General features: G+C 46.4%; 15 protein-coding genes. 12 read left to right on the top strand and 3 right to left on the bottom strand.

The genetic code is table 11. The features are described from left to right. The first annotated feature begins 15 nt into the window (after nt 1-15). The 9 genes from JOC27_RS07690 to JOC27_RS07650 all read left to right on the top strand — a co-directional run bounded on the left by JOC27_RS07690 (nt 16) and on the right by JOC27_RS07650 (nt 10,261). Complete coding sequence (locus JOC27_RS07690) at nt 16-1,218, top strand: aconitase X (protein WP_205006695.1); 1,203 nt, start codon at nt 16-18, stop codon at nt 1,216-1,218. Beyond that, on the top strand, nt 1,218-1,622 hold the full coding sequence (locus JOC27_RS07685; protein WP_205006693.1) for an aconitase X swivel domain-containing protein: 405 nt from the start codon (nt 1,218-1,220) through the stop codon (nt 1,620-1,622). The genes JOC27_RS07690 and JOC27_RS07685 overlap by 1 nt, the downstream gene beginning before the upstream one ends. A 24-nt stretch (nt 1,623-1,646) precedes the next feature. After that, entirely contained in the window at nt 1,647-2,612 is a 966-nt protein-coding gene (locus JOC27_RS07680; RefSeq protein WP_205006691.1) for an NAD(P)-dependent oxidoreductase, read from the top strand. A 42-nt stretch (nt 2,613-2,654) separates the two neighbouring features. Next, nucleotides 2,655-3,665: an ABC transporter substrate-binding protein gene (locus tag JOC27_RS07675; protein ID WP_205006689.1), complete on the top strand. Its 1,011-nt coding sequence runs from the start codon at nt 2,655-2,657 to the stop codon at nt 3,663-3,665. Nucleotides 3,666-4,001: 336 nt separating this feature from the next. Next, the gene (locus JOC27_RS07670) at nt 4,002-6,023 is read left to right on the top strand and encodes a urocanate hydratase (protein ID WP_239530039.1); all 2,022 of its coding nucleotides are present in this window, start codon (nt 4,002-4,004) and stop codon (nt 6,021-6,023) included. A 4-nt stretch (nt 6,024-6,027) separates the two neighbouring features. Further along, entirely contained in the window at nt 6,028-7,272 is a 1,245-nt protein-coding gene (gene hutI, locus JOC27_RS07665) for an imidazolonepropionase (protein WP_205006688.1), read from the top strand. A gap of 21 nt (nt 7,273-7,293) precedes the next feature. Next, complete coding sequence (locus JOC27_RS07660) at nt 7,294-8,121, top strand: ABC transporter permease (protein ID WP_205006686.1); 828 nt, start codon at nt 7,294-7,296, stop codon at nt 8,119-8,121. 15 nt (nt 8,122-8,136) lie between these two features. Continuing rightward, a complete protein-coding gene (locus tag JOC27_RS07655; protein ID WP_205006684.1) occupies nt 8,137-8,949 on the top strand; it encodes an ABC transporter ATP-binding protein in 813 nt (270 codons plus the stop codon). Between the two features lie 553 nt (nt 8,950-9,502). Further along, complete coding sequence (locus tag JOC27_RS07650; RefSeq protein WP_205006682.1) at nt 9,503-10,261, top strand: DUF6904 family protein; 759 nt, start codon at nt 9,503-9,505, stop codon at nt 10,259-10,261. Between the two features lie 535 nt (nt 10,262-10,796). On the opposite strand, the gene JOC27_RS07645 is transcribed toward JOC27_RS07650, so the two are convergent. Together JOC27_RS07645 and JOC27_RS07640 are read right to left on the bottom strand one after the other, a co-directional pair. Continuing rightward, on the bottom strand, nt 10,797-11,066 hold the full coding sequence (locus JOC27_RS07645; RefSeq protein ID WP_239530038.1) for a ferredoxin: 270 nt from the start codon (nt 11,064-11,066) through the stop codon (nt 10,797-10,799). A gap of 5 nt (nt 11,067-11,071) precedes the next feature. Continuing rightward, on the bottom strand, nt 11,072-11,365 hold the full coding sequence (locus tag JOC27_RS07640; protein WP_205006678.1) for a cupin domain-containing protein: 294 nt from the start codon (nt 11,363-11,365) through the stop codon (nt 11,072-11,074). A gap of 162 nt (nt 11,366-11,527) precedes the next feature. Here JOC27_RS07640 and JOC27_RS07635 point away from each other — a divergent pair, with 162 nt between their 5' ends. Further along, the gene (locus tag JOC27_RS07635; protein ID WP_205006676.1) at nt 11,528-12,178 is read left to right on the top strand and encodes a Crp/Fnr family transcriptional regulator; all 651 of its coding nucleotides are present in this window, start codon (nt 11,528-11,530) and stop codon (nt 12,176-12,178) included. A 55-nt stretch (nt 12,179-12,233) separates the two neighbouring features. Here the strand turns inward: JOC27_RS07635 and JOC27_RS07630 are convergent, their stop codons facing one another. Continuing rightward, a complete protein-coding gene (locus JOC27_RS07630) occupies nt 12,234-13,664 on the bottom strand; it encodes a C69 family dipeptidase (protein ID WP_205006674.1) in 1,431 nt (476 codons plus the stop codon). A gap of 446 nt (nt 13,665-14,110) precedes the next feature. Between JOC27_RS07630 and JOC27_RS07625 the strand changes: the two genes are divergently transcribed. Together JOC27_RS07625 and JOC27_RS07620 are read left to right on the top strand one after the other, a co-directional pair. After that, the gene (locus JOC27_RS07625) at nt 14,111-15,448 is read left to right on the top strand and encodes a GH25 family lysozyme (RefSeq protein ID WP_205006673.1); all 1,338 of its coding nucleotides are present in this window, start codon (nt 14,111-14,113) and stop codon (nt 15,446-15,448) included. Nucleotides 15,449-15,908: 460 nt separating this feature from the next. Further along, nucleotides 15,909-16,565: a Crp/Fnr family transcriptional regulator gene (locus JOC27_RS07620; RefSeq protein ID WP_205006671.1), complete on the top strand. Its 657-nt coding sequence runs from the start codon at nt 15,909-15,911 to the stop codon at nt 16,563-16,565. Nucleotides 16,566-16,586: the final 21 nt, after the last annotated feature.

Raw genomic sequence — 16,586 nt, 5'->3', positions numbered from 1 at the left:
AAAGAGGTGGCAGCAGTGAAACTGACTCAAGAAGAGCAGGAAATGCTCGATGGCAAGTATGGCGAAGGCGCGAAAATCGCCTTGAAAATTCAGGTGGCACTCGGTGATGTATTCAAAGCGGAACGCATGGTTCCAGTTAGTCGCACACATGTTGCGCTCAGCAATCAGGATGCGGATATCTGGTTCGCAGAGAAAATGGTCGAAGCAGGCGCTAAATGCCGTGTTTCGCCGACTGTCAACCCAGGCTTCAATCTTGAATATTTCCAGTGCATCACAACAATTTCTAAAAAAGATGAAGAGCAGATTCGGCGGACAAGAAAGGCTTATAAAGAACTCGGCGCGACGCTAACTTTTGACTGCACGCCTTATCAAGAGAAGAACGTCCCTCGCTTCGGTGAAATCACGGCTTATTCGGAATCCAGCGCCACCCCATTTATCAATTCGGTCTACGGCGCGCGGACGAACCGCGAATCGGCGCAAAGCGCACTGTGCGCGGCCATTACCGGAAGAACACCGCTTTACGGTTTCCTTTTGGATGAAAACCGCAAAGGTGAAGTGCTGGTTGATGTTCAGGCGAAGATCAGAAATGATTTCGACTATCAGCTACTTGGCTACGCGGTTCCGAAAAAATTGAAATTCAAAACGCCTGTCTTTGTCAATGTGCCAACGAATCCGTCGCCGGCTGCTTTGATGAATCTTGGCGCGCAGCTGAATACAGCTGGCAATGTGCCAATGTATCATATTGTCGGCGTGACGCCTGAAGCACCGACGTTAGAAGCCGCTTTCCATGGGGAAGAGCCAAAGAAAATCATTACAATAACTCAGGAAGACCTTGAGAAAGTGCATGAAGAAATCACCGATCCGGGTGGCAAGATTGATTTCGCTTTATTCGGTTGTCCGCATTTCAATATTGATCAGGTGAAACAGGTCGCTGATCTTGTTAAAGGCAAGCAACTGAAAGTGAAATTATGGATTATGACGTCTGCGCTAACAAAGAATCTCGCCACGAAAATGGGGCTGCTTGAAACATTGCAGGCTGCCGGCGGTGATATTGTTGATGATACGTGCATGGATCAGCCATGTTGGGAATTCCTTTATGGCAAGAAAGGCGTGACCGATTCGCCGAAATGCGCGTACTACACGAAACGAAGAAATATGCAATTTGTGATTCGCGAAGTGGACGAATGTATCGAAGCTTGCATGAGAGGTGAAATCTGATGGCTGAAACTTTTTCCTGTCACAAAGTATCAGAAGGTGTGATTGAAGGCGAAGTACTCGTGTCGACGGATGATCTATGTTTCTATCTAGTTGATCCGGAAACGGGCAAGGTGATTGAAAAAAATCACGCGCTCGAAGGTCAGTCGGTCGCGGATAAGATTTTGATTTTTCCGAGCGGGAAAGGCAGTTCAGTCGTTCAGGCGGATGGCATGTATCAACTGAAAATGACTGGAAAAGGACCGAAAGCGTTGATTATTCGCTATCCGGATACCGTTCTTGTAGCGAGCTCGATTATCATGGAACTGCCTGTTGTCGACAAAGTTGATGAAGCGTTTTATGAAAAAATCAAAAACGGCGATCATGTGCTTCTTGACGCGGATAAGGGTCAGGTAACGATTCAGTAAAAGCGTGCAGTTGGAGGTAACAAAGTGAAACCATTGATTTGGATTATTGATGAAGAATGGTCGGATTATCAGACCGAAACAAGCATTTTGAAGGATGCTTTTCCAGATTGTGAGATTCGCCATTCTGGAAATGATTATTTAAAGGATTTAGACGATTTCGGGAAAGACGCCGATGCCATCCTCTGTCAGGTTTATATAGATATGCCGAAAGAAACAATTGAAAAGCTGACACGATGTCAAATTATTGCCGTTTACGGAGGTGGATACGACCGAATAGCGATTGATGCGGCCAAGGAAAAGGCGATTACCGTCACTTTTGTCCCAGGGTATTGCGTGGAAGATGTTTCTGATTATGTCATTGCCGCCATTTATTTCTTTAATAAAAATCTTTCCTATTATTTTGCGGCTGCGGACAAGGGTCCTTGGGGTGCGCAGGCAGCCGGCAGGCTGAATCCGCGCATTCAATCGTCAACATTGTTGATCATCGGGCTTGGCCGAATTGGCCGAACAGTAGCTCAGAAGGCCTTGCGTATGGGGATGACGGTCCTTGCCTGCGACCCGCGGATTGATGCGGCAGCTGAAGCGAAGCAGGGCATTCGCCAAGTTAGTCTTGACGAAGGGTTAGCCCTTGCGGATTTCATCACCATTCATACGAAATATGACGAAAATGTCCATCACTTGATTGCGGCGGAACAATTCCGCCAGATGAAGCAATCGGCACACATCATCAACACGTCTCGCGGCAAGGTCATTAATGAGGCGGACTTAATTGAGGCTGTTCAGGCGAAGACGATTTCCGGCGCGATGCTCGATGTCATCTCGGAAGAGCCGCCAATGGGCAATGAACCGATTTTCCATGTGCCCGGCATCCATGTGACGCCGCATGTTTCTTATCTATCCACTGAATCATTGGAAACCTTGAAGCGGCGCGCGGCAGGGAATGTCGTGAGGATTTTGCAAGGTGAAAAATCAGAAGATGCTGTTTTTTAAAGAAACAATCATAAATAATCCGACAATAAGGGAGGCTTTTCAATGAAAAAACTGTTTGCTCTTGTTATCGCCAGTGTACTTTGCCTGTCACTCCTACTCTCCGGCTGTTCTTCTTCTAGCAGCTCAGACAAATCGAGTGCTAAAAACACATTTAAGGGTCCTGTAAAACTCGGCATTTCCTCATGGATTGGTTTCGCACCGATGTATTTGGCAGAACAAAAAGGTCTTTTCAAGAAAAATGGCGTCAATGTCAAGCTGCAAACCATTCAGAGCGCGTCAGACCGGCGGACGGCGATGGCAGCAAACCGTATTCAGGGCTTCATGACAACGGTCGATACCCACGTGATGACGTCGGCAGCTAATATTCCGGTTTCTCAGATCCTTGCACTTGATACGTCGAGCGGCGGTGACGGAATTGTCGCCAAGAAGTCGATTAAAACATTCCAGGATCTGAAAGGAAAAACAGTTGCAATTGATACAAGCGGCGGTGCTAGCTATTTCTGGTTCATGTACATGCTCGATCAAAAGGGCATGAAATTGAGCGATGTCAAAGTCGTTAATATGAGTGCTGGTGATGCAGGCGCGGCGTTTGTCGGTGGCAAAGTTGACGCTGCAGTAACTTGGCAGCCATGGCTGACCAAAGCGGAAAAAACATCATTTGGTCATGTGCTTCTCTCAAGTGATAAGACACCAGGTCTGATTGTTGATTCGCTTGGTCTGCGCCAGGACTTCATCAAGCAGAATCCGAAACTGGTACAAGGCATTGTCAATGCTTGGTTTGACGCTTTGAGCTACGCGAAAAAGCATCCGGCTGAAGCCAATAAAATCATGGCAAAGAGCATGGGCCAGACGGTCAGTGATTTCACGGCTGAAGAACCAGATGTTACGTTCTACGACAAAGCAGGCAATGAAAAATATTTCGGAACGAAAGCTAAGCCAGGCTTAATCTATGATGTAACCAATAAGGCAGCAACATTCTGGAAAAAGGTTGGTCTGATTAAAAAGCAGCCAAAAGCGACGGACTTGATTGACGGCCAGTTCGTGAATAAATAAACCGAATCTTGACAATCTCATTCTTTCCGCTTGCACGGACACGGATTTTTCGGTAAGCGGAATTTTTTATTCTCAAGTAAAGCATGTATCTAATTTAATGCAAAAATTTAGCGTGCTCTGGCGCCTTGCGGGAAAAGCGAGCCAGGTGAGACCGCGCAGATTCTAGCTTGTCTGAGTAGACGCGCGGCGCCCGCGGCAAGCGAGCAGCCGGAGCGTAACTTTTGCAAAAAATAATTTGGCAAAGCTTAGTTTTTCTTAAGCATTATCGCAGAAAGGCAACCGGAATGCCGCCTTTAATAAGCGCGGTATTAAGGTTTTTATCAAGGAGGTATTGCAATGAGCGTTAACCAAAAGATCTTAGATTCGATGGCAGTCACACTGGATGACCAACTTCCAGAAATGCCTGAATTTGTCCCAGGCATTCGCCGGGCGCCTGACAGAGGCTATTCACTGGATGCGAAGCAAACAGAAGTCGCACTCCGCAATGCTTTGCGCTATATCCCGGAAAAATATCACGAACAATTATTACCGGAATTCCGCCAGGAGCTGGAAACAAGGGGCCGTATTTACGGTTACCGTTTTCGCCCGGCAGGACGGATTCATGGAAAACCAATTGATACCTATAAAGGCAAATGCCTTGAGGGTAAGGCGTTTCAGGTAATGATTGATAACAATCTCGACTTTGATGTTGCTCTTTATCCTTACGAACTAGTGACCTACGGCGAAACAGGAAGCGTCTGCCAGAACTGGATGCAATATCGTTTGATTAAAAAATATCTAGAGATTATGGAAGCCGATCAAACACTCGTCCTCGAATCCGGTCATCCACTTGGCTTGTTCCGGACGAAAAAGGAAGCGCCACGCGTGATTATCACGAATGCGTTGATGGTGGGTATGTTTGATAATCTGGACGATTGGGAAGTCGCCGAACAGATGGGCGTTGCCAATTATGGCCAAATGACTGCCGGCGGCTGGATGTATATTGGTCCACAGGGCATCGTGCATGGCACCTATAACACATTGCTTAATGCCGGACGCCAGAAACTCGGCATTCCAAGTGAAGGCGACTTGGCTGGTCACTTGTTCATCAGTTCCGGACTTGGCGGCATGAGCGGCGCGCAACCGAAGGCAGTTGAAATTGCCAATGGCGTTGGGATCATCGCCGAGGTAGATCCGTCGCGAATCGAAACGCGCCTGAATCAAGGATGGGTCGGGATGTCCTCGTCGGATCTGGCTGAAGTTTTCCGGGTTGCTGACGAACATTTGAAGAATAAAACAACGATTTCGATTGCTTATGAAGGCAATGTCGTCGATTTGCTAGACTATGCAGTGGCACATAATATTAAAGTCGATCTGCTCTCTGACCAGACGTCGTGTCATGCGGTTTACGACGGTGGCTATTGTCCGCAGGGTATTAGTTTTGAAGAACGAACCAAGCTGCTTCATGAAGATCGCGCGGCATTCAAAAAGCTGGTTGATCAAACGCTCATTCATCATTACGAAGCGATTAAAGCACTGACTGATAAGGGCACCTACTTTTTTGATTATGGAAATTCCTTTCTTAAAGCGGTCTATGACGCCGGCGTAAAAGAAATTTCTAAAAATGGTGTCGATGAAAAAGACGGCTTTACGCTTCCATCCTATGTTGAGGATATCATGGGCCCGCAATTATTCGATTATGGCTACGGTCCGTTCCGTTGGGTCTGCCTGAGCGGTACGGATGCGGACTTGCATCAAACCGATTTGGCTGCGATGAGCTGTATTGATCCGGAACGGCGCTATCAGGATCGCGACAACTACAACTGGATTCGCGACGCAGAGAAAAATAAGATGGTTGTCGGTACGAAAGCGCGGATTCTCTATCAAGACGCAGAAGGACGGATTGCAATTGCGCTCAAATTCAATGAAATGGTGCGTAATGGCGAAATCGGACCGGTCATGATTGGCCGTGATCATCACGATGTCAGCGGTACCGATTCTCCGTTCCGAGAGACAGCGAATATCAAAGACGGCAGCAATGTCATGGCGGATATGGCTGTGCAATGTTTCGCCGGTAATGCCGCACGTGGCATGAGCCTTGTTGCGCTGCATAATGGCGGCGGGGTCGGTATCGGCAAGTCGATTAATGGTGGTTTCGGACTCGTCCTTGATGGTAGTTCGCGTGTTGATGAAATCATTAAGAAAAGCATTCTTTGGGATGTTATGGGCGGCGTCGCTCGACGTAGCTGGGCACGCAACGACCATTCGATTGAAACAGCGCTCGCTTTCAATCAGAAGTACAAAGGTGAGAACCAACTGACCATCCCTTACTTGGTTGATGATCGGCTATTCACTGAAAACACTGGAAGTAAGGCGTGATCCCATGACAAAATTAATGCTTGTTCATGCGGCAGAGATTGCCACACCAACAGGAAAAGAGGCAGTCTCGGGTTCGGCTATGAATCAGTTGCAGGTGATTCATGATGGTGCAGTGGTGATTGAAGCTGGTATTATCCAGGCGGTCGGGCCGACTGAAACAATTTTAAAAAATTATGATTCGAGCCAGTATTCAGTGATTGACGCGACGAATCAAAGCATCGTGCCTGGTTTCGTTGATTCGCATACCCATTTTGTTTTTGGCGGCTATCGTCCGGATGAGTTCCTGATGCGTCTCTCAGGAAAAAGCTATATGGAAATCATGGAAGCTGGCGGCGGGATTGAAAATACGGTCCAAGCGACGCGCAGCAGTTCATTCGATGAACTCTATCAATCTGGCTTTGAGCGTCTTGATGAAATGCTTGCATTCGGTGTAACAACCGTCGAAGGAAAGAGCGGTTATGGACTGGATCATGATAACGAGATCAAGCAGCTCGGCGTGATGCAAAAGTTGAATGCGTCGCATCCTGTTGATGTTGTGTCGACTTTTCTCGGCGCTCACGCGGTACCGCGTGAATTTGCAGGGAGAAACAGCGATTATATTGATTTTCTGATTTCCGACGTGCTGCCAGAAGTCGCTAGTCAAAAACTTGCCGATTATTGCGATGCATTTTGCGAAAAAGGCGTGATATCGATTGACGACTCGCGGCGACTCTTGGCTAAAGCAAAAGCGCTCGGGATGCGTCTGAAGCTGCATGCAGATGAAATCGAACAGCTTGGCGGGGCGGAGCTTGCAGCCGAACTTGGGGCAGCGTCCGCTGATCATTTACTTGAGGCATCGGATACCGGTATTGGCCGTTTGGCGGAAGCCGATGTTGTCGCCACGTTGCTGCCGGCAACCGCGTTTTGTCTTAATAAACCGTATGCGCCGGCTCGGAAAATGATTGACCAAGGCTGCGCAGTAGCGCTTGCGAGTGATCTGAATCCGGGGAGTTGCTTCACAGGATCTGTGCCATTAATCTTCTCACTCGCCTGCATCTATATGAAGATGAGCGTGGCGGAGGCGCTGACCGCGTTTACGCTCAATGGTGCCGCCGCGCTGAATCGTGCCGACCGCATCGGTAGCATCGAGGTTGGGAAAGAAGCTGATTTGCTTCTTTTAAAATACCCGAGTTATAGCTATCTTGTGTATAAAACGGCTGTCAATTGCGTCGATCGCGTGATTAAGAAAGGAAAAGTTATTAAGAATTGAAAGAATCTCGGAGGTTTGCCCATGTCCCTCACCAAAGAAAAACCAGAAAAAACCAGTTTCCTAGCTAAGGTCTCCCAGGCCTTTACGCCAAAAGCCGAAATTAAGCATACAACGTATCTCGTGCTTGGTGTGTTCGGTTTTCTTCTTGTTCTTGCTGTCTGGAGTCTACTGACTTACGGTAAATTAGTGGATAACTTCTTCTTGCCCACACCATCGGAAACTTTTCAGTCGGGTATTAGTTTGTTTACCCAACTTGATTTTACCGGAGACGTCGCAGTGACGATCTACCGAGTGATGACTGGCTTTGTGCTTGCCGCGATTGTCGCGGTACCGCTTGGCATTATGCTCGGTGTCTATAAACCGATTGAAGGTTTTCTTGAACCGCTGATGTCTTTTGTCCGCTACTTGCCTGCTTCGGCCTTCATTCCATTGTTCATTCTCTGGATTGGGGTTAGTGAAACACAAAAAATTGCCGTAATTTTTATGGGCAGTTTCCCGCAGTTAATTCTGATGGTTGCAGCAGCGACTAAGAATGTTGCGGATGATTTGATTGATGTGTCCTATACGCTTGGCACCTCAAAAAAAGCTGTGCTCTGGCACGTGATCCTTCCCGCCAGCATGCCAGCGATTATGAGCTCACTGCGGATGATTCTCGGCTGGGCATGGACCTATATCATTGTCGCTGAGTTGGTCGGCGCCTCTTCTGGGATCGGCTATATGATTATCCAGTCACAGCGTATGCTTAATACATCCAATATCTTTGTCGGCATTCTGACAATTGGCGTTATCGGCTTAATCTTCGACTATGTTTTCAAATGGTTATCCCGACTCCTATTCCCTTGGAGTTAAAGGAGTGAAAAGACAATGACAGAAAAAACAACACAGGATAACTTGGTTATCTCCGGTGTCACAAAAATATTCGGCCATGGCAAGGAATCCGTTCAAGCGCTGGATACCATTGACTTAACGGTTAAAGACAAAGAATTTGTTTCAATTCTCGGCGCTTCCGGATGCGGTAAATCGACATTGCTTCGTATCGTTGGTGGCCTGGAACGTCCAACTACAGGTTCGATCACTTTAGGCGGCAAAAAAGTTACCGGGCCAGGACCGGATCGCGGCATGGTTTTTCAGGCATATACGCTGTTCCCATGGCTGAGCGTCAAAAAGAATATTGAATTTGGTTTGAAAGAAAAAGGCGTTTCCGCGGACGAGCGCGCGGAAATGGCCAATCGTTATATCAAGATTGTTGGTCTTGAAGGTTTTGAGAATGTCTATCCGAAAGCTTTATCCGGTGGTATGAAGCAGCGGGTAGCGATTGCTCGAGCACTGGCTAATGACCCTGAAGTGATCTTGCTTGACGAACCGTTTGGCGCGCTCGATATGCAAACACGTGGGCTAATGCAGGAACTTCTGCTGCAAGTTTGGCAGCAATCGCAGAAAACCGTTTTGCTCGTCACACATGATATTGATGAAGCAATTTTCATGGCGGATCGTGTCGTCGTGATGAAATCCCGCCCCGGAAAAATCAAAGACATTATCGATGTAGATTTGCCGCGGCCGCGCGATTATCGGGTGCGCACGTCCACGCAATTCCTTGAGTACAAGGCGCGCGCCGTTGAGCTGATTCGCAACGAAAGCCTGCAGGAACTCGATATTGACAAACTAAATGTGAAATAAATGTTGTTACTCGAATGAGAAAAGCTTCCCTTATTGCAAAGCGCAGGGGGAAGTTTTTTTGTCTAAGCGAAAGTTTAAGCGGAATTAAATTAATGCTCAGCTGTTGCCAAGGCTAGAATGCCAACAGAGTAGGGCGGAACTTCGACAGAGTAGGGTGCGATTTATCCGAAATTCGGTGTGACTTTCCTTGATTTAGGAGCAACTTATCCGAAATTCGGTGTGACTATTGCTCGATTTGGTGCGACTCTCGAAATTCGGTGCAACTTTTTTTGATTTAGGAGTGACTTATCCACGGTTCGGACTAACTTTCACGGATTCGGTCTAATTTTTCGCGGGTTCGGCCAAACTTTCCCTCGGTACGGCCTAACTTTTCTCGAATGCGACAGCGATAGAATAGGGCCTTGTCAGAAGCGCATACGCAACAATTCTGAATCAATGATCCGTTTGCTAGATAATGGGTAAATTTGTGCATCAATGGATAACTTTGATAGCAGACATTAATCAATCATCATGTTATATTAGTAAAATAGCATGAGATTAGGAGATTGATTGGATGTTGCATGCAATGACCACGCCAAAAGCTGCCGGTGTCACACTGAGCGGTGATTTGGATGATTTTAATGAACTTTACGATGCGCTCGCCGAATTAATCGGTGACGAGAATGAATATGAACTTTATGGAGCGGCACGAATTCGTGTGCTCGGTTTCATGTATGATCTGCGTCATGCTTTTCAGGGTGATCGCGAGGTTGTCGCTACCGCGAACGGCATGAACCATGAGATCATGAAATATCAAGGCGTTGTAACACCAGAAAAGAATGTGACGTTCGCTTTTAATACGGTGTGGGTCGAGATGATTTTTGTCGTCGCCGTGCTGAACGATTTCATCTTGCTGCATACGCGTAAAATTGAAAAGGCGAACCCTATCGGGGAAAAGATGCTTCGACCAAAAATTATCTACAATCCTGCGATTGCTTATGTTCGTCATTTTCAGGCGATTGTGATGCGCGCGCTTAAAGATACGGTTTCGGAAAACGCTTATGTGCGGCTTGTTAACGCGATGGTGCATGATTATACGTACTATGGTGGCTATGCGACTCAATTTGTCGATCAATTGGCGATTAAATATATTGGAATGGACAATGAAAAGCGCTTAAATAATTTGACACGGTTCGCCAATCAGATTGTCAATCGTTCTGGCGATTACCGGAAAATGATGACTGATCTGCTTGAGACGGCTGCCCAGTATCATTGCTCGATCGAGGATCTACGCTTGGAAGGATCAGCGTATCCTGAAGAGATTGATTGGTAAATTGATTGATGAGGAATCACAAGTTTTCAATTTAATGCTCATTTTCGGCAGTATTTGTTTGATTAACACCTCGCGCACGCAAAAAATCGGACGCTCTCAGGTTTATTTGACTGGGAACGTCCGTTTTGTGTATTAGAAAATGTGGAAATTAGAACAGGAAAAATTTAGACCAAGCCATTTACAAAGGACTTGGCTAAGCAACTTAAAAGATAAGGATAAGGATTTTTCACAAAAATGCAGCGCAGGTGCTCTGGCGCCTGCGGGAAAAGCGAGCCAAGTGAGACCCCGCAGATTACAGCATGTTTGAGGAGGCTCACGGATCGCCCGCGGCAAGCGAGCGACCGGAGCGCATTTGATACAAATAAGGACCAGGCGCAGCCTGTTTTTCTTAAAGATAAGCATGTCTACGATTTTGTGGTTAAAATGCAGCGTAGGCACTCTGGCGCCCGCGGTATACAAAAAACCGAAGTGTGGTCAAGGTAAGCCGGACGATCAAAAGCCACATTCTAATGGACAACTCGATTTTTCTGCTCACTTATTCAGCTTGTTGTTCTACTGCGTCGGCTGAAAAGGGGTGATTCGAGACCAGGATGGATTCAGTCGGACATCCATCACAAGCGTCTTCAAGATCGTCCAGTAAATCTTCTGGTATGGGTTTTATTCCTTTATTATCGTCGATCAATGAGAAGGACAAGCCATCGTCGTCTTCACCGAATATATCAGGCGCAGCCATTTGACAGGCACCGCACGAGATACACGTCTCTTTATCGACAAGGGTAAAGGTATATTTTTTGTTGCTGCTCATCAAATTCATTCCTTTTTCCATTTTACAACAATGATGTCGCTGTTTTGGGTAGCCTCTAAAGCATGAAGTTCCTGGGCATTTAAACGAACCAGTTTTCCAGGTGAAAGGGTCACGGACTGCTCACGCGTTGAGAAAATCACTTCGCCGCGAACAGGAATTACTGTCACGATTGCATCTGCACCGTGATGTTCTGGTATTTTCTGCCCCGCTTTCAGTGATAAGTGAACAATCGTTTGCGCGCTATCTTGATAGAGCTTTTCTTTCATTGTATCGGTAGGTTGAAAGGTCAATACATCCATTACTTTTTCCTCCTCTATTTGACAAGATTAATCTTTATGATTTAATTGATAATCTCTATCATTTATAATAAGGGTGTTGCGAAACAAAGACATTGATCTCGATCAAGAAACAATCGATCATCTTGGGATGATTTGCTGATACAACAAAGGTGAGGTGGCATCATGTCACGTTTTAAGGCGATTGGCTGGTTTGCTGATTTATCCGAGAAGGAGCAGATGGAAGTTGAGAAGATGGGGGTGTTCCGCGATTATTCGGCTCGAGAGCTTCTCTTTCTTCAAGGGAAGCGGCTGTCGCATTATTATTTTGTATTAGACGGCTTGGTCAGTACGTATCATCAAAACGAACAAGGGAAAAAGTGGGTAGCCAGTTTTTTCTCAAATGGGGATTTTTTTCCGCATGTGGGTTTGGCTACAGAGGGAGGAATCTATCCTGCGAGTGCGGAAATCGTTACGGACACGACTCTTTTTCTGTTACCAGCAGCTCAGGCGCAAAAGCTTTTTGCTTCAGTTCCTCAGCTTCAAACACAATTGACTCAGTTTCTTTTTAAAAAAAGTCAAGAATTAATGACGCGTTTTTCGGCTTCGCTTTTCGATGGGGCGAGTGAACAGCTGCTTGCCTTTCTACAAAATATTGCAATGAAAATCGGACAGCAGCAGACAGATGGCAGCATCTTATTTCATCTGCCTATGAAAGAACGGGATTTAGCGGACTATATTGGACTAGCGCCAGAAACAATCAGTCGCGCGTTTCGTCAATTGTGCGAAGCAGGTCTTGTTGAGAAATTACCCGAAAAAAATTTACTGATAAAATAAGGCATTAAAAAAAGAACTTTCCAGCGTTCGGAAAGCTCTTTTTTATACGTTACGATTACAAATTCTCATCCATTGTGAAACTCAGTTTTGATAGGGCAAGCGAGTCGGTAGTCAATTGCTGCAGCAGCTCAAGTGTTTTTTCGTTCGCGATCGCTGCATTTTGCGCGTTTGCCGCCTCGAGCAACTGCTGGCTGTTTAAGGCTTCGCCCGCTTCAATCTGAGCGTCTGTTTTTGCCAGATTGGCAAGGCATAAACTGTGCACTTTATTTTTGAAATCATTGACCGATTTTTCAAACATCCGGAAATGGGGTTCAGCGATGACCGCGATGATTCGATGCAGCCAGTATGCCGAGTCCATCGTCAATTTTTCCGGAGTAACGGCATAACTTTCCGGTACTTTGCTGATCGATGTATAGAAAGGAACAGATGGCGTAAACACGTTGGTGCCGAATGCCACCCAGTGAATTCCGGCGATTTCATCCGGCACGTTTGGCCGAATTTGCATGATGTGCGAATTCTGCGTCCGGTTCAGTGACACGGCGCGGAAACGGGTCCGGTCTTCCTTCGAACCGTTGCCGAGCGGATCATATGGTGTTTCCTGGTAATGCGAGCTAAGCACGAATTGCACGTCTTCCGGTCCAAGTTTGCGATTAGCTTTACGCAAGAACGGCAGATCGTTGGAAATCGGGCTCTGTTCCACGTCTGGTGTCAGGAATTTCTGGCTATACCAAACGCGCGGTGTGTTGTAATGGTGATCAAATTCGGTCTGTGTTCCGAAGATATTACGGAAATTGAGCGTGCCGAAGCCGGTATTCAGATGATATTTTTCGACAAAATCAACGAGACCAGGCGCGACGAGAAAATTTTCTTGATCATCTGGGTCGATTTCCTGAAGTGCCATTTGATTAGCGACAACCGCGTAGCAATCATCAGGAATCCGCTGCGCCGCCCAGAGATGGCCGGTAGCGATTTCCATATACCAAACTTCGTCTTTATCAGCGAAAAGCATGCCGTTTGATTCGGCCGCGCCGTGTGTTTCGACGATCTTGCCAAGGCGCAGCACGCCGTCGCGGGCTGAGGTGATGTACGGTAGCACAACGGTGTTCATGCTTTCTTCGGCAATGCCTGTTTCTGTGTTCAACGGATCGTAGCCGAGCACGCGCGCGTTGGCGTAGATGCTTTCTGTTGCGCTCATTGCCACGTTATTTTCATTGATGCCAGATCCTTCATAAGTGTCGTAAGCGTCAACAGCGTCTGGTGTTGATGTATAGCGGAAACGCACCTTCGGCAGGTCAATCGTGAAGCCGTTGAGATGTGAATGGTAGGTCTCTTCGTGATCGCGTTCCAGATGCGGATGCACTGCGAAGCGCTGCGGCGCGAGCACGACATAATTGTCTTCATTACGTCCAATCATCGTCGAGCCGTCTAGTGTTGCCTTTTTGCCGGCGAGAAAGCTCGTGCATGATGCATGCGAATTTTTTTTCATTGCCAATCCCTCGAATTCATCAAAAATAAAAGCTAACAGTGATAGTTTATCATAGAAACATGATCATGGCGCAGGCGCCTCACCCCCTTCATTTCTAACATCCCGCTTTTTTAAGAAAAACTTGGTCAAGCCCCTTTTTCATTTTTTAGTAATTTATAAGATTCTGTACAAAAAATGAAACGAAGGTGCATCTGCAGCAAGCGAGCAGCCAAAGTCATTTTTGCCAAACAAGATTTGGTGGGGCAAAGTTTTTCTCAACAAATTATTTCCCAGTTGCTCGCTAAAAAGTGCAAAATTGGTACATTTCGGTAATTCTCAAAACTTATCAAAAAAATCCCATAAGTCCTTTATAATGACAGAGACAGAGAGGGCAACCGGCATTCAAGGCCGATTTTTTTCTCTGAAACTATGAAAAACTCATTTGTATGAGGAGAGGAAAGTGAGTCGTGCGTTTTAAAGGCAAACAAACTGTGGCTGGATTTTTGATTTTTCTGACTATGTTTCTTGCAATCTTTTTTCCGACAGACGGAACGGTTCAGGCCGCATCACCGAGCGCCTATGTGACGTCCTATACGTTGAAAATTCGAAATGCGCCGAGTACGCATTTCAAGACGCTGCGTATGATTGCCATGGCTGATCGGGTGACTGTTCTTGGACGGCGTGGCAAGTACGCACATGTGCGTTACGGCAACACATTCGGCTATGTGCAGATGAGCCATCTGAGCTGGAGACCATTCCGCAGCTATACGGCGTATGTGTCTTCTTATACGCTGAAGGTGCGCAGCCAGGCAAACGTTCACTCTATTTCGCGCGGGATGCTTCGGATGAGCGATCGGCTAACCGTACTTGGCAGAGGGAATAAGTACGCGCTGATTCGCTCCGGTCATGTTTGGGGGTTCGTTCAGAAAAGCTATCTGGCAACCGCCCCATTTCGTACATACGTTGCAACGGTGACTGCTGATTCTACCAATCTATTCCGCGAGGTTGGCAAGCCGGCATCAGCGTTTCAGAAGCTGACAAAAGGCGATCAAGTGACGGTGCTCGGTAAAGGTGCGACCTATGCGCTCGTTCAAAAAGACGGTGCGACGGGTTTTGTCACGTTTAAGTCGCTGCAAGCGATCCAACCGGTTTCTTATGATCAAAAAAAGGTCACACAGCAATACGGCATCGATATTTCCCATTACCAAGGATCCGTCAATTTCAATGCAGTGAAACAAGCGGGCAATTCTTTTATCATCGCCAAGGCGACTGATGGGGCAAGCTATGTCGATCCAACCTTTGAAAAAAATGCGGTGGCTGCCAGTCGCGCGGGACTTGTCGTTAATGCGTATCATTTCTTCAGGGCCAAGACAACGAGCGGCGCGGTAAAAGAAGCCGATCATTTCGCCTCGGTGATCAAAAAAGTCGCTTCCGAGCGCCGCGTATCGGTTAATTATTTGTTTCTTGATGTAGAAACGACGAACGGGCTTTCAAAAAGTTCGGTCAAAGCCGCATTAACGGGGAATGTTCTCACATTCCTGGGCCGCATGCGCAAAGACGGATTGAACCATCTTGGTATTTATTCCAATTTAAGTTTTTTTCAAACCTCGCTTGATTTGAACCGCATCAAACAAACGCAGCCGGCACAACCAAAGTTCCTAATTTGGCTGGCGCGCTATCGCAATGAGGCACTAGGACCTGGTTTTTCTGCGGATATCTGGCAATATACCAGCGCGGGAAAAGTGAATGGGGTCGTCGGCGCCGTCGACAAAAATATTTCTTATTACAATACAAACGGAATGTGAATGATTTTTATTCTGCCTCGGGTGCCATGTGCCCGGGGCTTTTTTGAGAGATAAGAAAGTTTTTCGCATAAAAATGCAGCGAGGTGCGCTGGCACCTTGCGGGAAAAGTGAACCAAGTGAGACCCTGTAGATTCTCGCTTTTTTGAGGAGACGCGCGGCGCCCGCGGCAAGCGAGCAAACGAAGCGCAATTGTTCAAAAAGGACTTGGCTACGTTTAGGGCGCTAAACTAATGAAAGCCGCGCTTAACTTTGACAAATCGCCTTAAAACGATGCATGTGTTCAACACGTGCTGTGTTATCATTAAAAAAGCGTAAAGTGATGTATGGCTTTACATATACGTTAAGAATATAAAAGATTTCAGTGGAACTACGTATAAGAAAAACTAAGGCTTTACTTTCGTTCAGAGAACGGGGGATAACCAAGTTTTTTCAATCCTATTCTGACAGGAGTTTTGGTTTGATGAGGTATCCCGTCATTGTCAATTATTTTATGACGCATAAGGCGCAAATTATCAAGAAAAGCAAGAATGAATATATCACCTATTCGGGATTCAGCACATCTTATGTCTGGATGCTGAAAGAAGGCGTTGTCAAATCAAGTTTGATCCTAAAGGATGGTCGGGAATTTAACGTGTCCTATCTGCAGCAAGGCGAAATTGTCTCCTTGCTACGTGAGGATAATATCGCAGAACCGCTCGCGCCTTATAATGTGCGCGTTGAGACCGATTGTGCCTATCTCTACCAAGTCAATCGAATTGAATTTTGGCAGGATGTTTATAAGGATCAGGAATTGCAGCGGGAGGTCTATCGCTTTTATCGAAAGGAATTAAATGATGCCATTTTAAAAATCCGTGATTTTTCGATGAGCGGCAAGAAAGAGGCATTGTATACGATTCTGCTCCGGTTTACGCGTAAATTCGGCGTGCCTTTTCAAGAAGGCATTCTGATTGATTTTGTGATTACTAATGAAGAATTAGCGAAATTTACCGGCATCAGCACGCGGAACAGTGTCAATCGTATGCTTCACCAGCTTCGAGAGCAGGACATCATTGAGATTATTCAATCAAAGATTTACATCAAAAACATTCAGTATCTTGAAGAAAATGTTGTGAAATAAAAGACGTCTGGCTGCTAAGCA

The sequence above is a fragment of the Sporolactobacillus spathodeae genome (genome assembly GCF_016908935.1).
Taxonomy (GTDB): Bacteria; Bacillota; Bacilli; order Bacillales; family Sporolactobacillaceae; genus Sporolactobacillus; species Sporolactobacillus spathodeae.
Note: the sequence above shows the minus strand (reverse complement) of the source record. Positions and strands in the feature narration are given on the sequence as shown.

What these genes read in the sequence shown, in the direction of transcription:
- JOC27_RS07685 (WP_205006693.1), top strand. Translation starts at nt 1,218, where the DNA reads ATGGCTGAAACTTTTTCCTGTCACAAAGTATCAGAAGGTGTGATTGAA.
- JOC27_RS07675 (WP_205006689.1), top strand. Translation starts at nt 2,655, where the DNA reads ATGAAAAAACTGTTTGCTCTTGTTATCGCCAGTGTACTTTGCCTGTCA.
- JOC27_RS07670 (WP_239530039.1), top strand. Translation starts at nt 4,002, where the DNA reads ATGAGCGTTAACCAAAAGATCTTAGATTCGATGGCAGTCACACTGGAT.
- hutI (WP_205006688.1), top strand. Translation starts at nt 6,028, where the DNA reads ATGACAAAATTAATGCTTGTTCATGCGGCAGAGATTGCCACACCAACA.
- JOC27_RS07660 (WP_205006686.1), top strand. Translation starts at nt 7,294, where the DNA reads ATGTCCCTCACCAAAGAAAAACCAGAAAAAACCAGTTTCCTAGCTAAG.
- JOC27_RS07655 (WP_205006684.1), top strand. Translation starts at nt 8,137, where the DNA reads ATGACAGAAAAAACAACACAGGATAACTTGGTTATCTCCGGTGTCACA.
- JOC27_RS07650 (WP_205006682.1), top strand. Translation starts at nt 9,503, where the DNA reads ATGTTGCATGCAATGACCACGCCAAAAGCTGCCGGTGTCACACTGAGC.
- JOC27_RS07645 (WP_239530038.1), bottom strand. Translation starts at nt 11,066, where the DNA reads ATGAGCAGCAACAAAAAATATACCTTTACCCTTGTCGATAAAGAGACG.
- JOC27_RS07640 (WP_205006678.1), bottom strand. Translation starts at nt 11,365, where the DNA reads ATGGATGTATTGACCTTTCAACCTACCGATACAATGAAAGAAAAGCTC.
- JOC27_RS07635 (WP_205006676.1), top strand. Translation starts at nt 11,528, where the DNA reads ATGTCACGTTTTAAGGCGATTGGCTGGTTTGCTGATTTATCCGAGAAG.
- JOC27_RS07630 (WP_205006674.1), bottom strand. Translation starts at nt 13,664, where the DNA reads ATGAAAAAAAATTCGCATGCATCATGCACGAGCTTTCTCGCCGGCAAA.
- JOC27_RS07620 (WP_205006671.1), top strand. Translation starts at nt 15,909, where the DNA reads ATGAGGTATCCCGTCATTGTCAATTATTTTATGACGCATAAGGCGCAA.